The sequence below is a fragment of the Hypericibacter terrae genome (assembly GCF_008728855.1).
Classification (GTDB): domain Bacteria; phylum Pseudomonadota; class Alphaproteobacteria; order Dongiales; family Dongiaceae; genus Hypericibacter; species Hypericibacter terrae.
The window spans coordinates 2,402,257-2,416,024 of record NZ_CP042906.1; the positions used below are offsets into that span (position 1 = coordinate 2,402,257).

Genomic DNA, 13,768 nt, shown 5'->3' on the forward strand with positions numbered 1-13,768 from the left:
ACCTCATGCTGGCGACTCTCAGCGCCATTATCCTGCCGATCCTGATCGTGTCGGCGCTGGGATTCGTCTGGGGCCGGATGGGCCACCAGCTCGAGCCGCGGCTGGTGACGGCGCTGGTGACGACCATCGGCACGCCGAGCCTGGTGGCGAGCACGCTGACCGGTCTCACTGTCGACACCACGATTCTCGGCCAGATGGTGCTGGTCGCCTTCTCGGTCTTTGCCGGCTTCGCGGTGCTGGGGATCATTGTCTGCAAGGCGATGAAGCTGCCGCTGCATTCGTTCCTGCCGTCGCTCATGTTCCCCAACACCGGCAATATGGGCTTGCCGCTGGTGCTGTTCGCCTTCGGGCAGACCGGGCTGGCGCTGGCCATCGTGTTCTTCGTGGTCTCGATCACCCTGCAGTTCACCATCGGCATCGGGATTGCGTCGGGCAGCGCCGACCTGCGCCGGCTCCTCAAGATGCCGCTGATCTACGCGGTCGTGTTCTCGCTGATATTCGTCCTCACCGACTGGCCGGTCCCGCTCTGGCTCTCCAACACCCTGAGCCTCTTGGGCGGCCTCACCATTCCCCTGATGCTGATCGCGCTCGGCGTCTCGCTGTCCCAGCTCCATGTCCGCTCGCTGGGACGTGCCGCGATCCTTTCGGTGGTCCGGCTCGGCGGCGGCTTCCTCGTCAGCTATGGGGTCTCGCGGGCCTTCGGCCTCGAAGGGGCGGCGCTCGGGGTGGTGGTGCTGCAATCGACCATGCCGGTCGCGGTCTTTAACTATCTGTTCGCCGAGCTCTATCGCCGCGAGCCGGAAGAAGTTGCTGGAATCGTTGTAGTTTCAACGGTGATGTCGTTCGTCACATTGCCGCTCCTGATCCTGTTCGTGCTATAGCTGGGCCGGTTCCAAGGCGATTGACCCCTCCTCGCAAAGATTGCGCCCGGTGAAGTTCATCCCTGCCAAGTTTCGCAAAGGCCCGACCGTTCGGCGCGTCCGGGAGATTCCCAATCTCTGGATCCCGCTGAGCGACGGAACCAGGCTGGCGGCGCGGGTCTGGATGCCGGAGGACGCCGAGGCCCATCCGGTCCCGGCGATCCTTGAATGTATTCCTTATCGCAAGCGCGACGGCACGGTCTGGCGCGACGAGGCGGTGCATCCCTATATCGCCAGCCATGGCTATGCCGTGCTGCGCATCGACATTCGCGGCTCCGGCGATTCCGACGGCATCCTCGACGACGAATACCTGCCCGAGGAGCAGGTCGATCTGGTGGAGGCCGTCGCCTGGGTCGCCGAGCAGGGCTGGTGCAGCGGCCATTGCGGCATGACCGGCATCTCCTGGGGCGGCTTCAACGCGCTCCAGGTGGCGGCGCGCCAGCCGCCGGCGCTGAAGGCGATCATCACCATCGATTCCACCGACGACCGCTATGGCGACGACGTCCATTACATGGGCGGCGCGATGCTGCATGACAATTTCGCCTGGGCGTCGGCCATGTATGCCTATCTCTCGCAGCCGCCCGATCCGCAGGTGGTCGGCGAGGGGTGGCGCGAGACCTGGCTCGACCGGTTGCAGCGCGCGCGTTTCTGGCTGCGGCAGTGGCTGCAGCATCAGCGTCGCGACGGCTATTGGCGCCAGGGCTCGATCGCCGAGAGTTATGCCGACATCACATGCGCGGTCTATGCGATCGGCGGCTGGGAAGACGGCTACAGCAATGCCGTGCCCCGGCTGCTCGAAGGGCTGCAGGCGCCGGCCAAGGGCCTGATCGGCCCCTGGGGCCATGCCTTGCCGCACAGCGCCCATCCGGGCCCCGCGATCGGCTTCCTGCAGGAGAGCCTGCGCTGGTGGGATCACTGGCTCAAGGGCATCGAGACCCGGGTGATGAACGAGCCGCGCTATCGGGTCTGGATGAATGAGAGTTTCCGTCCCGCGGCCTTTGCCGAAGCTCGCGCGGGGCGCTGGGTCGCCGAGCCCGGCTGGCCGGCCGGGCAGACCGCGCCGCGCGCCTTCTACCTGACCGAGGCGGGGCTGCTCACGCGTGCCGGACTATCGGAGACGCCCGGCGACGCAAGGACATTCTCGATCCAATCGCCGCTGACGGTGGGAACGGGCAGCCTCGAATGGTGCTCCTATGGCGGGCGCGGCGGCGACCTGCCGACCGACCAGCGTGGCGACGACGCGGGCTCGCTCTGTTTCGACAGCGCGCCGCTGCCGGAGCGGTTCGAGATCCTGGGCGCGCCCGTCCTCGAGCTGGAGTTCAGCGTCGACAAGCCGGTGGCGACGATCTGCGTCAGGCTGTGCGATGTCTGGCCGGATGGCGCCTCGGCCCGGGTGAGCTTCACGCTCTTCAACCTGACCCATCGCGACAGCCATGCCGAGCCGGCGGCCCTGGTCCCGGGCCAGGTCTATCGCGCGACAATCGCGCTCAACCATATCGCCCATGCCTTCCTGCCCGGCCATCGCCTGCGCCTGGCGATCTCGACCGGTTATTGGCCGATGATGTGGCCGGCGCCGGAGCGCTTCACGCTGACCGTTCATGGTGGCGGATGCCGGTTCGATCTGCCGGCGCGCAAACCCAGCGAGGCCGACGCGCAACTGCCCGAGTTCGCGCCGCCGGCGGCGGCGCCCGGCCCGCGCGAGGAGGGCCTGCGCCCCGACAGCACGCGCCGGCGCGTCGATACCGACGTCGGCAAGGGCGAGACCGTCGTGACCATGGTCAAGGATGCCGGCGCCACCAAGCTGCTCGACATCGACCTCACCGTCGACAACGACACGGTCGAGACCTACCGCATCCGCCACGACGATCCGACCGGCGCCGAGGGCCTGACGCGCTATCGCCACCGTCTGACCCGGGGCGACTGGCGGATCGAGACCCGCACCACCACCAGCCTCAAGCTCACCGCGACCCATTTCGTCGTCAGCGCCGAGCTCGAAGCCTATGAGGGCGAGGAGCGGATCTTCTGCCGCAACGAGAGCTTCACCCTGCCGCGCGATCTGGTCTGAGGCGGGGAGGATGACCGCCGATCCGGCGGGGACTATAGTTGCCGATCGAGGGATCGGATGCGGGCCCGCCGACCGGACCCGCCGAAAACGGAGTGAGCCAGGATGAACGAGACCGCGTTGCGCCGGCCCGCCGGCGGTTCGATCAGCAAGACCCACATGAAATTCTCGCTCGATGGCGGAACGGCGGGCCGCTGCCGCATCGGGCTGATCGTGCTGGCGACCGATCATACGATCGAGGCCGAATGGCGCCATGTGATCCGGCTGCCCGGTGTCGCGTTCTATGAGAGCCGCATCTCCAATTCGCCCGAGATCAACCCGACCACGCTCGCCGCCATGGAGAAGGACCTGGGCAAGTCGGCGGCCGTGATCCTGCCGGGAACCAAGCTCGACGTGATCGGCTATGGCTGCACCTCGGCCTCTGTGGTGCTGGGCGAGGAGACGGTCGCCGGGCGCATCCAGGAAGCGCGGCCCGGCGTCGCCGTCACCAACCCGATCACGGCGGCCATCACCGGCATGAAGAAGATGGGTGCCAAGCGCATCGCGCTCCTCACGCCCTATATCGAGGAGGTCAATCAGCGCTTCCGCGGCTATATCGAGGCGCGCGGACTCGAGGTCACGGTCATGGGTTCGTTCAACCACGAGAACGACAATGAGGTGGCGCGCATCGATACGGCCTCGATCCGCAATGCGATGATCGAGTTGGGCAGGGAGCCGACCGTCGACGGCATCTTCGTCTCCTGCACCAGCCTGCGCGTCGCCGATATCGCCGAGGATGTCGAGAAGGCGACCGGCAAGCCCGTGACCTCCAGCAATCTGGCGCTGGCCTGGCATTGCCTGCGGCTTGCGGGCGTCGACGACGCGATCCCCGGCTTCGGACGGTTGTTCCGCAGCTGACCCGAAAGTCCAGCCTTGCGCATCGCCTGTCTCCACACGATCGAGAGCAATATCGAACCCTTCGAGGCGGCGCGCCGCGAACGGGGCGATGCTTCGCTGACGCTTCGCCATGAGGTCCGTGACGATCTTCTGGCCGCCGTCGGGCGGGCGGGATGCTTCGCGGCGCCGATCGTCGCCGAAACGGTCGCGGCGCTGCAGGCTCTCGCTGCCGATGCCGACGGGGTGCTGCTGACCTGCTCCACTTTGGGGCCGGCGGTGGCGCCTGCACACAGGGTCTGCCCTGTGCCGGTGCTTCGCGTGGATCAGGGGCTGGCGCGCGAAGCGGTCCGGCAGGGGGACCAGGTGCTGGTGCTCTGCACCGCCGCGACCACCTTGTCCTCGACCCGGGAATTGTTCGAGGCCGAGGCGCGCGCGACCGGAGCCGCGATCGAAATGCGACATGTCCCGGACGCCTGGGACCACTTCAAGGCCGGCCGGCTCGAGCGTTGTTACGCCCTGACGGCGGAGGCGGCGGATGAGGCCTTTCGCGAGGGCGCGAAGACCGTCGTGCTGGCCCAGGTTTCGATGGCCGCCGCCGCGCCGCTCTGCCGGGAGGGCCGGCCTTTTGTCAGCCCCACCACGGGACTCAAGGCGGTCATGCTCGCCGCCCGCATGGCGTCCGGCGCCAGCGTCTGATCGCAGCTCCTTCAACGGCAAGGTCGCTCATGCTCCAGACAACCTTCACCAAGACGCTCGATATCGACTGTCCGATAGCGCAGGCGCCGATGGGCGGCTCGGTCACGCCTGAGCTGATCTGCGCGGTTTGCGAGGCGGGCGGTCTTGGCATGCAGGGCGTCTCCTGGCACGAGCCGGCGGCGATGGTGGCGGAGATCGCCGCGATCAGGCGGCGCACGGCACGTCCTTTCGCGGTCAATCTCGCGCTCGAATGGGAGCAGCATACGCGGCTCGCTCAATGCATCGATGCGGGCGCGCCCGTGATCTCGCTCTTCTGGGGTGACCCGACCGCCTATTTCCCGAGATTGCGCGTCGCCAAGGTCAAGACCATCGTGACCGTGGGCTCGGCCGACGAGGCCAGGCGTGCTGCCGATCTGGGTGCCGACGTGATTTGCGCGCAAGGGATCGAGGCCGGCGGCCATGTCTGGAGCAAGGTCGGCACGATGGTGCTGTTGCCCGCCGTGGTCGACGCCGTGGCACCGTTGCCGGTGATCGCCGCGGGCGGCATCGCCGATGGCAGCGGACTGGCAGCCGTGCTGGCGCTTGGCGGCGCCGGCGTCTGGATCGGCACGCGCTTTCTCGCCACCCCCGAAGCCTATACGCATGAGGAGTGGAAACGCCGGATCGTCGCGGCACGGGAGACCGATACGGTCTATACCGAGCTCTTGGATCTCGATTGGCCGAAGGCCCCGCACCGCGTGCTGCGCAACAGCACTTACGAGCAATGGGAGGCGGCCGGCCGGCCGCCGTCGGGCCAGCGTCCGGGGGAGGGCGAGCCCGTCGCCCGGCAGCCGGATGGCACGATTCTGCCGCGCTACAGCGACAGCGGACCGGCGCCGGGCGCCAGCGGCGACATCGAGGCGACCTGTCTCTATGCCGGCCAGTCGGCAGGGCTGGTGCATGACGTCTTGCCCGCGGGCGCGCTCGTGAAGCGCATCGTCGCCGAGGCGGAGGCGGCGCTTGCCAGCGCCGCGGCCATGCGCCGGGTCTGATCGCCTCCGGCTAAGACGGGTTCTCCAGGCTGAACTGCTCGCTCTGGTCGTCATAGGCGAAGAGCTCGGCATAGCGGCCCCAGGAGATCGCCGCGCGCAGGGTGTTCTGGGCGAATTCCGGCGACATGAAATCCTCGAGCTCCTCCCGGAACCGTGCCGCCGGCGCCCGGTGGATCGGCCGCTCGTCCAGCACCCGCTTGATCAGCGCGACGATCGGCACATAGGCCAGGAGATGCTCGGCGAAGAGGCGCTTGCGCCCGTCGATGTCGAGCCCGACGAAGCGGCGTCCGGCGTCGGTCAGCTTGATGTCGCCGTCGGCCAGATCGGCGAAGCGGAAGAGCTGCAAGGTCTCGGCGATCGGAAACAACTCGTCGGTTTCCATCTGCAGCGCCTCGGCGATCTGCGGCAGGTCGGCCTTGCCCTGATAGGGCGGTGCTGCCAGCGTCTCGAGCAGGCCGGAGAGCACGTTGGTCGAGACGTGGGGCAGGGCCATGCCGACGCCCACGCCGGGAAATCCGCCGGGGCCCTGCCGGTCCTTGCGCCCGGCGACGGTCCGGTTGGTCATGCGCGCATAGATATCGTCGACCAGCTTGCGGAATGCGGGATCGGTGCGGTTGCGCGGCTGCGGCAGGTCGATCCTGATCTCGGTCGCGACCCGGCCGGGATTGGCCGAGAAGAGCAGCACCCGGTCGCACATCAGGACCGCCTCTTCGATGTTATGCGTGACCATGGCGATCGAGCGGATCGGCAGGCGGCCCTCGATCCAGAGATCGATCAGGTCGGTACGCAGGGTCTCCGCGGTCAGCACATCGAGCGCCGAGAACGGCTCGTCCATCAGCAGCAATTGCGGATGGACCACGAGCGCGCGGGCGAAGCCGACGCGCTGGCGCATGCCGCCGGAAAGCTCCTTCGGATGGGCGGATTCGAATCCGTCGAGCCCGATCAGGTCGATCGCGGCGAGTGCGCGGCGCCGGCGCTCCGGTCCCGGCACGCCCAGCGCTTCCAGGCCGATCTCGACATTCTCCAGCACCGTCAGCCAGGGAAACAGCGCGAAGCTCTGGAACACCATGGCGATGCCATCGCACGGCCCACCGATCGGCTGGCCGTGCCAGCGCGCCTCGCCGGATGTCGCCGGCATCAGTCCGGCGATGATCCGCAGCAATGAAGACTTGCCGGATCCCGACCGGCCCAGCAGCCCGAGGATCTCGCCTTCGCGAACATCGAGCGAGACGCCGTCGAGCACCAGCAGATCGGCGCCGTTGGGCTTGTGATAGGCCTGACGGATGTTGCGCAGCTCGAGCAGGGGAGCGGCAGCGGCGATGGCTTTGGTTGCAGCCAGGGACATGATCGGTTCCTCCCTCAATCGAGGCGCAGGTTGCGGGCCGTATAGGCGAACAGGCGCCGCCAGAACAGCCGGTTGAGCAGCACGACGAAGATCGACATCACGGCAATGCCGAGCACGACACGCGGGAAATCGCCGGCTTCCGTCATCTTGGCGATATAGGCGCCGAGCCCATGGGCCTCGACGGTCTTGTCGCCCCAGCTCGCGATCTCGGCGACGATGCTGGCGTTCCAGGATCCGCCCGACGCGGTGATCGCGCCGGTGAGGTAATAGGGCATGATCCCCGGCAGGATCACCTTGCGCCACCAGCCCCAGCCCCGGATACGGAATGTCGCCGCCGCTTCCTTGAGGTCGTTGGGAAAGGCGCTGGCGCCGGCCACCACGTTGAACAGGATGTACCATTGGGTGCCCAGCACCATGAGCGGGCTCAACCAGATGTCCGGATCGAGCCGGAACTTCACGATGGCGACGACGGCCAAGGGAAACATGAGATTTGCCGGAAATGCCGCCAGGAACTGAGCCAAGGGTTGGATCCGCTCGGCCCACCGCGGCCGCAAGCCGATCCAGACCCCGATCGGAACCCAAACCAGGGTCGCCAGCGCAATCAGCACCAGGACGCGCAGCAGGGTCGCGAAACCGAGCAGCAACACATGCAGCATCTCCGAGAGATGGATCTCGCCGGTGGCGAAAGTCATCACTTGCCAGAGTGCATAGATCGATGCGAGGCCGATCACGGCGCCCCAGGCAAAATCGAAGATCCGGCTCGACCAAACCCGGCGAAACGGGGCGGGCAAGGGCGTCGCCGGCGCCAGACGCAGGGCCGCGAGGGCGCGAGCGGCATCGCCGACGGGGTGGAGCAGCATGCGGAACAGTCGGGCCCGCTGGATCAGGTTGAGGAACCAGGATTCGGGGACGCTGCTGGCGGCCGAGAGCTCGAACCGGAACTTTTCAGCCCAGGCCACCAGCGGGCGGAACAGCAACTGATCATAGATCAGGATGATGACCAGCATGGTTGCGACGGCCCAGCCGATGGCGCCGAGATTGCGATGATCGATGGCGAGCGCGACATAGGAGCCGATGCCGGGCAATGAGATGGTCGTGGGGCCGACCGAGATCGCTTCCGCCGCCACCACGAAGAACCATCCGCCGGACATCGACATCATCGTGTTCCAGACCAGGCCCGGCATGGCGAAGGGAATTTCCAACCGCCAGAAGCGCTGCCACGGCGAAAGGCGGAAACTGAGGGAGACTTCTTCGAGATCGCGCGGCAGCGTCTTCAGCGACTGGTAGATGCTGAAGGCCATGTTCCAGGCCTGGCTGGTGAAGATGGCAAAGATCGCGGCGCATTCGACGCCCAGAATCTGGCCGGGGAACAGCGCCATGAAGCCGGCGACGGTGAAGGACAGGAATCCCAGCACCGGAACCGACTGCAGGATATCGAGCAGCGGAACCAGCACCATTTCGGCCCTCCGGCTCTTGGCGGCAAGGGCACCATAGGTAAGGGCGAAGGCGAGCGACGCCAGGATCGCGCCCAGCATGCGCAAGGTGGTGAGCAGCGCATAGTGGGGCAGGGCCGTTGGATCCAGCGAGATCGGCGAGAGCGCGATCGACGAGAGGGGCTGGAGCGTCTCGCGACCGGCCTGGGCGACCAGCAGGAAGGCGCCCAGCAGCAGCGCGAAGGCGGGCAGGTCCCAGAAGCTGGGCACGAGCCGTCGCGAGAAGGAGCGCAACCCCTCGCCGGGCTGAAAGGATGTCTGAAGGTTCATGATCCGACCTCCGCAAGCGCGAGCGGAAAGGATCGAGCGGCCGCTGGGGGCGGCCTCGCGATCCGGGAAGACAGGCGCGTTAATGCAGGATCAGGTCGGAGGTCGGTCGTCGCTGTCCGAGCCATGCCATCGGAGCAACAGACGGAGCTTGAAGAGCGGCATGGGTCACCTCGAGGTCCGGGCCTATCTCAAGGGATGGCCGTTGCTGGACCGGGTTTCATTGACTCCTCGAAAGGTCGCTCGGGCCTCCTGAGGTTGCGGGGGATATGGCACCGCGTTTTCGAGGGGTCAACCCACAAGCCGGTAATGCGGAATGTTTTCTTGTCGCACTCAATAACGGTCGAGCGTCATGCCCTGGAGCGGGATGTCGGGCTTGCGTCCCAGCATGAGATCGGTGACCAGCCGCGAGGAGCCGCAGGCCATGGTCCAGCCCATATGGCCAGAGCCGGTGTTGAGGAAGAGATTGTCGAACCTGGTACCTCCGAGGATCGGCGGGCCGTCCGGCGTCATGGGGCGCAGGCAGGCCCAATAGCGCGGCTGGTCGTAATGGGCGGCCGCGGGAAACAGGTCGCGCGCGACCTTGAGCATGGTCGCGAAGTTCTCCGGCTTGTGGCTGGTGTCGTAGCCGGCGAAGTCGGCGGTCGCCGTCAGCCGCAGCCGGTCGCCCATCCGTGCGAAGGCGACCAGCGCGCCCTCGTCGACCCCGCCCAGCGTGGGCGCCGCCGCCTTGTCCTTGATCGGCAAGGTGAGGGAATAGCCTTTGACTGGATAGATCGGGAGCTTGATCCCGGCGCTGCGCGCGATCTGCGGCGCATAGGATCCGAGCGCCAACACGACCTGGTCGGCCGCGATGCGCTCCCGGTCGGTGACGACCGCCTCGACGCGGCCGCCCTTGCTTTCGAGGCCGCGCACGGTGGTGCCGTAACGGAACGTCACGCCGAGCCCTGCGCAGATCCGTGCCAGGCTCTGGACGAAGGCATGGCAGTCGCCCGATTCGTCCTGTGGCGCGAAGATGGCGCCCGCGATCTTGTCGCGGGCCGGCGCCAGGGCCGGATCGAGCCTGACGCAGGCCGCCGGGTCGATCGTCTCGAACGGGTAGCCCTGGGCTTTCAGGAAGCCGATGGCGCGCTGCCCGGTCTCGAAATGGGCGGGATCGCGATAGAGATAGATGCAGCCCTTGGCGATCTCGTCATAGGCGATCCGCTCTGTCTGGCGCAGCTCGATCAGCTTCTCGCGGCTGTAGCGCGCCAGCCCCAGCTTGATGAGGGTGTTGTGACGGTTCCGCTCGGTGGTGCAGTTGGCCAGGAACTGCAGACCCCAGCGCCACATGGCCGGGTCCAGGCGCAGATGGAAGCGAAGGGCGGTGTCGTCGCGCCAGAGGGACTTCAGCAGGATCATGGGCGCGCGGGGCGAGGCCCAGGCGTTGGAATGGCCGGGCGCGATCAGTCCGGCATTGGCGAAACTGGTCTCGGCGGCGGCCTCGGGCTGCCGGTCCACAACGGTGACGGCGCGGCCGGCCTTGGCCAGATAATAGGCGGTCGTCACCCCCATGACGCCTGCGCCCAACACCACAATCCCTGCCATGCCCGCTCCTAATTCCCTGTCATTCCAGATCGTTAACGCCTGTTCTTCCCGGGTGCCCGCCCGGCTCGGACATGCTACGTTGCGTTAGCATTCTGGTGCAATTCTCTGGTTTTACAGGCGATCCGGAGGGGCGGGGGTCAGATCCCGCCGGATCGCCCCTCAGACCACACCATCATTGACCGACGATAAGGGGTAAGGCCGATGCGGGTTCTGTTCCTGCACAATAATTTTCCGGCGCAATACAAGCATGTGGCGGCGGCGCTGGCGGCGGATCCGGCCAACCAGATCGTGGCGGGCTCGCTCGACAACAAGAAGAACCTGCCGGGTGTCACAAAACATATCTACAAACCGCAACGCGAGCCGCGGAAGGACACCCACCATTATCTGCGTTCGACCGAAGCGGCCGTGCTCGACGGGCAGGCCGTGGTCCGCATGTGCGGCGAGTTGCGCAAGAGCGGCTTCATCCCCGATCTGATCTGCGGCCATTCCGGCTGGGGCACGACGATCTATACCAAGGACGTGTTCCCGGAAGCGCGGCTGCTGACTTATTTCGAGTGGTACTACAACGCGCGCAACTCCGACGTCGATTTCATGAACAAGACCCTGACCTGGGAGGATCTCTGCCGGGTGCGGACGCGCAACCTGCCGATCCTGATGGACCTCGCCCATTGCGATTGGGGCATCTGCCCTACTCAATACCAGTTGAGCCAGATTCCGCGTGTCTTCCACAGCAAGCTCACGCAGCTTCATGACGGGGTCGATACCGACTTCTTCACGCCGTCGGAGTCGGTCCAGTTCGAAATTCCGGGGCTCCATCTCCGCCTCACGCGCGATGCCGAGGTCCTCACCTACGCGACCCGCGGCATGGAGCCCTATCGCGGCTTCCCGCAATTCATGCAGGCGGTCGAGATCCTGCAGCAGCGCCGGCCCAATCTGCAGGTCGTCATCGCCGGCACCGATCGCGTGGCCTATGGCAAGAAGCTGCCGGAAGGAGAGAGCTACAAGGGCAAGGCGCTGGACGAACTCAAGGGCCTCGATCACAGCCGGCTGCATTTCGTCGGCCATCTTCCCTTCGACATGTACCGGAACCTTCTGCAGCTCTCTTCCGTTCATGTCTACCTGACGATCCCGTTCGTCCTCTCCTGGTCGCTCCTGGAGGCGATGTCCACCGGCTGCCTGGTGGTCGGCTCGGATACGCTGCCGGTCCGCGAGCTGATCGAGGACGGGCGCAACGGACTGATGACCGACATGTTCGATATCGAGGCCATGGCGGCCCGCATCGAGGAAGCGCTCAACCGGCGCGAAAGCATGGGCGATATCCGGACCAATGCGCGCCAGACGATCCTGGAGCGCTATGCGCTCCGCGACCTCTTGCCCAAGCATCTGCAATTGATGCGCGACCTGGCCGAGGGCCGGGCCCCGGCCGAGAGCGCCGCGGGCCGGCCCCTGGCGGTCGGCGCGCCGCGGCAGGGTGGCGGGCAGGCCAGCAAGGGTGCGCCGCCGCGTGGCGGCCGTCCCGGCAATATCCCGCGCGGCAAACGGCGCCGGCGGCATTGACGGGGGACAGGACCGTCTTACTGGCGGAGGGAGCCAGGCTCCGTCGCGAAATTGCTTTCGCCTGACCTGGATTTTGCCATGATCCTGGGCTATCGCTGACGACAATTCCGCCAAGATCGGTTTCCTTCGAGGGTGTGTGGTCATGATCGTGAATCGCAACAGGCTCTTTTTCACCGCATCGCTGGCACTCTTTCTCACGGTGGCCGCGGCCCAAGGACGGGCGCTGGCGGCGGACGCCATGACCGTGGACGAGATCCGGGATTGCATGTGCCGCGAGCAGTCGCTGCAGACTTTGCGCCAGGAAACCGGCGTGCAGCAGACCCGGTACAACGACTCCCGCGCGCAGCTGCAGAGCCTGGAGACCCAGATCGCCAATATGCGAAAGACGATGAATCCGAGCGACGACACCTCGGTGCAGATCCTGGCGGAGATGATCCGCCAGCGCGACACGCTCACCAATCAGATCCGCACCACCGTCTACCCGCAGGCCCAGGGCGCGGTGACGAAGCTGAACGCGGCGGTCGCCGAGTACAACCAGCGCTGCACCCAGCGTCCCATGCTCAAGACCGACGTCGACAACGCCAGCAAGAGCCTGAGTTGTCCATCGGCGCAGTGATTCGAAGTTTTTCCTGATGCCGAGTTCCTAGCCCCCTCTGCCCCCTAAGTTCATATAATCGTTCAACCTCGCGCGGTCGTTCCGGCAATATTCCGCGCAGCAAATGCCATTCCCATCGAGTTCCAGGACCATCCTCCCGGATTCCGAGGCCCGTCTGGCCATAAAAATGCTCCTGCCCGTTCTGGAATTTGCCTTGATCCAGGAGGGGCGCCGGCGCCAACCTCTCCGAGACCGATTATTTCGGGGGTTCTCATGGGCGCCAATCGCAAGCAGCTTGTTTTCACCCCATTGCTGGCTCTGTTCCTGACGATGGAAGTAGTTCAGGAGCGGGCAAATGCGGACAGCTTCATGAGCCCGGACGAAGTTCGGGATTGCATATGCCGCGAGCAGGCATTGCAGAGCCTGCGCCAAGAGAACGACGCGCTGCAGACGCAACTCAATGATGCGCGCGCGCAGGTGCAGGACCTGCAGACGAAAATCGACAATATGCGCAAAACGATGAATCCGAACGACAACGCGTCAATTCAGGCGCTATCGCAATTGATCAGCCAACGCGACGCGCTCAACAATCAACAACGGGCGACCATCTTCCCACAAGCCTGGACAACCACATCCAAGCTGAACACGGCGGTTGAAGAATACAACCGGCTCTGCATCGAACGCTCCATGAGGAATATCGATGTGGAGAACGCCCGAAAAAACCCGGCTTGCCCGCCAACGCCGTAGTCACACCGCCTGCGTCTTGCAGGTAAGGCGCAGTTCCCCCGCGGTGTTTGCGACCGTCGCGACGCAGGCCTTGGCCTTCTCCGGCGGGATCCAGGCGGCGATGCGGGTGATGTAGCGGGCGCCGCTGCCGCCGCTCACCCGTTCGGAATTGAGCCGGACGATATTGGCCCCGAACCCGACGAACACTTCCGACAGCCGCGCGACCAGTCCCGGGCTGTCCTCGCCCTCGATCTCGATGCGGTGGGTGATATGCGCGGTGTCGCCATGCTGGGCGCGATAGGAGAAGGGGGCCACGCTGATCTTGGCCCCTCTGAGCGCCGGCAGCGCCGACAGCTCGCTCTCGATGCTGCCTAGCGAGAGATGATCCGGCAGCTCGATGACGGCGGTGAACTCGGCAGCGCCGCCCAGGACCGCGAAGGTCGTATCGCCGAGATTGATCCCGAGATCGAAGAGCCGGCCGGTCACCTCGGCGATCAGGCCGATCCGGTCTTCGCAGATGATCGAGATGAGGGCCGTGCGGCTCATATGACCTCGCTCCTTGAACCAGGCGGTTGTCCGCTGAGCCTAGCATGGCGGCCTTGCGGCGCAATCC

General features: G+C 66.0%; 12 protein-coding genes. 8 read left to right on the forward strand and 4 right to left on the reverse strand.

The genetic code is table 11. The features are described from left to right. Positions 1 to 5 precede the first annotated feature (5 nt). From FRZ44_RS11050 to FRZ44_RS11070, 5 genes are all read left to right on the forward strand, one after another. A complete protein-coding gene (locus FRZ44_RS11050) occupies positions 6 to 881 on the forward strand; it encodes an AEC family transporter (RefSeq protein ID WP_151177238.1) in 876 nt (291 codons plus the stop codon). A gap of 49 nt (positions 882 to 930) precedes the next feature. Then, positions 931 to 2,985: a CocE/NonD family hydrolase gene (locus FRZ44_RS11055; RefSeq protein ID WP_225308650.1), complete on the forward strand. Its 2,055-nt coding sequence runs from the start codon at positions 931 to 933 to the stop codon at positions 2,983 to 2,985. A 102-nt stretch (positions 2,986 to 3,087) separates the two neighbouring features. Beyond that, positions 3,088 to 3,879 (forward strand): maleate cis-trans isomerase family protein, encoded by a 792-nt coding sequence (locus FRZ44_RS11060; RefSeq protein ID WP_151177239.1) that lies wholly within the window; start codon positions 3,088 to 3,090, stop codon positions 3,877 to 3,879. A 15-nt stretch (positions 3,880 to 3,894) separates the two neighbouring features. Next, complete coding sequence (locus FRZ44_RS11065) at positions 3,895 to 4,554, forward strand: aspartate/glutamate racemase family protein (RefSeq protein ID WP_151177240.1); 660 nt, start codon at positions 3,895 to 3,897, stop codon at positions 4,552 to 4,554. A gap of 29 nt (positions 4,555 to 4,583) precedes the next feature. Further along, on the forward strand, positions 4,584 to 5,585 hold the full coding sequence (locus FRZ44_RS11070) for an NAD(P)H-dependent flavin oxidoreductase (protein ID WP_151177241.1): 1,002 nt from the start codon (positions 4,584 to 4,586) through the stop codon (positions 5,583 to 5,585). A 10-nt stretch (positions 5,586 to 5,595) separates the two neighbouring features. Here FRZ44_RS11070 and FRZ44_RS11075 read toward each other — a convergent pair whose 3' ends face one another. The 3 genes from FRZ44_RS11075 to FRZ44_RS11085 all read right to left on the reverse strand — a co-directional run bounded on the left by FRZ44_RS11075 (position 5,596) and on the right by FRZ44_RS11085 (position 10,277). Next, entirely contained in the window at positions 5,596 to 6,930 is a 1,335-nt protein-coding gene (locus tag FRZ44_RS11075) for an ABC transporter ATP-binding protein (RefSeq protein WP_151177242.1), read from the reverse strand. A gap of 14 nt (positions 6,931 to 6,944) precedes the next feature. Then, a complete protein-coding gene (locus FRZ44_RS11080; RefSeq protein WP_151177243.1) occupies positions 6,945 to 8,693 on the reverse strand; it encodes an ABC transporter permease in 1,749 nt (582 codons plus the stop codon). Between the two features lie 330 nt (positions 8,694 to 9,023). Then, the gene (locus tag FRZ44_RS11085; protein ID WP_151177244.1) at positions 9,024 to 10,277 is read right to left on the reverse strand and encodes a D-amino acid dehydrogenase; all 1,254 of its coding nucleotides are present in this window, start codon (positions 10,275 to 10,277) and stop codon (positions 9,024 to 9,026) included. 201 nt (positions 10,278 to 10,478) lie between these two features. On the opposite strand from FRZ44_RS11085, the gene FRZ44_RS11090 reads away from it, so the two are divergent. The 3 genes from FRZ44_RS11090 to FRZ44_RS11100 all read left to right on the forward strand — a co-directional run bounded on the left by FRZ44_RS11090 (position 10,479) and on the right by FRZ44_RS11100 (position 13,176). After that, the gene (locus FRZ44_RS11090; RefSeq protein ID WP_151177245.1) at positions 10,479 to 11,834 is read left to right on the forward strand and encodes a glycosyltransferase; all 1,356 of its coding nucleotides are present in this window, start codon (positions 10,479 to 10,481) and stop codon (positions 11,832 to 11,834) included. A gap of 142 nt (positions 11,835 to 11,976) precedes the next feature. Continuing rightward, on the forward strand, positions 11,977 to 12,450 hold the full coding sequence (locus FRZ44_RS11095) for a DUF1515 domain-containing protein (RefSeq protein ID WP_151177246.1): 474 nt from the start codon (positions 11,977 to 11,979) through the stop codon (positions 12,448 to 12,450). 252 nt (positions 12,451 to 12,702) lie between these two features. Then, entirely contained in the window at positions 12,703 to 13,176 is a 474-nt protein-coding gene (locus FRZ44_RS11100; protein ID WP_151177247.1) for a hypothetical protein, read from the forward strand. Here FRZ44_RS11100 and FRZ44_RS11105 read toward each other — a convergent pair whose 3' ends face one another. Then, positions 13,177 to 13,701 (reverse strand): glycine cleavage system protein R, encoded by a 525-nt coding sequence (locus FRZ44_RS11105; protein WP_151177248.1) that lies wholly within the window; start codon positions 13,699 to 13,701, stop codon positions 13,177 to 13,179. Positions 13,702 to 13,768: the final 67 nt, after the last annotated feature.

What these genes read in the sequence shown, in the direction of transcription:
- FRZ44_RS11060 (WP_151177239.1), top strand. Translation starts at nt 3,088, where the DNA reads ATGAACGAGACCGCGTTGCGCCGGCCCGCCGGCGGTTCGATCAGCAAG.
- FRZ44_RS11075 (WP_151177242.1), bottom strand. Translation starts at nt 6,930, where the DNA reads ATGTCCCTGGCTGCAACCAAAGCCATCGCCGCTGCCGCTCCCCTGCTC.
- FRZ44_RS11085 (WP_151177244.1), bottom strand. Translation starts at nt 10,277, where the DNA reads ATGGCAGGGATTGTGGTGTTGGGCGCAGGCGTCATGGGGGTGACGACC.
- FRZ44_RS11105 (WP_151177248.1), bottom strand. Translation starts at nt 13,701, where the DNA reads ATGAGCCGCACGGCCCTCATCTCGATCATCTGCGAAGACCGGATCGGC.
- FRZ44_RS11080 (WP_151177243.1), bottom strand. Translation starts at nt 8,693, where the DNA reads ATGAACCTTCAGACATCCTTTCAGCCCGGCGAGGGGTTGCGCTCCTTC.
- FRZ44_RS11050 (WP_151177238.1), top strand. Translation starts at nt 6, where the DNA reads ATGCTGGCGACTCTCAGCGCCATTATCCTGCCGATCCTGATCGTGTCG.
- FRZ44_RS11070 (WP_151177241.1), top strand. Translation starts at nt 4,584, where the DNA reads ATGCTCCAGACAACCTTCACCAAGACGCTCGATATCGACTGTCCGATA.
- FRZ44_RS11090 (WP_151177245.1), top strand. Translation starts at nt 10,479, where the DNA reads ATGCGGGTTCTGTTCCTGCACAATAATTTTCCGGCGCAATACAAGCAT.
- FRZ44_RS11100 (WP_151177247.1), top strand. Translation starts at nt 12,703, where the DNA reads ATGGGCGCCAATCGCAAGCAGCTTGTTTTCACCCCATTGCTGGCTCTG.
- FRZ44_RS11095 (WP_151177246.1), top strand. Translation starts at nt 11,977, where the DNA reads ATGATCGTGAATCGCAACAGGCTCTTTTTCACCGCATCGCTGGCACTC.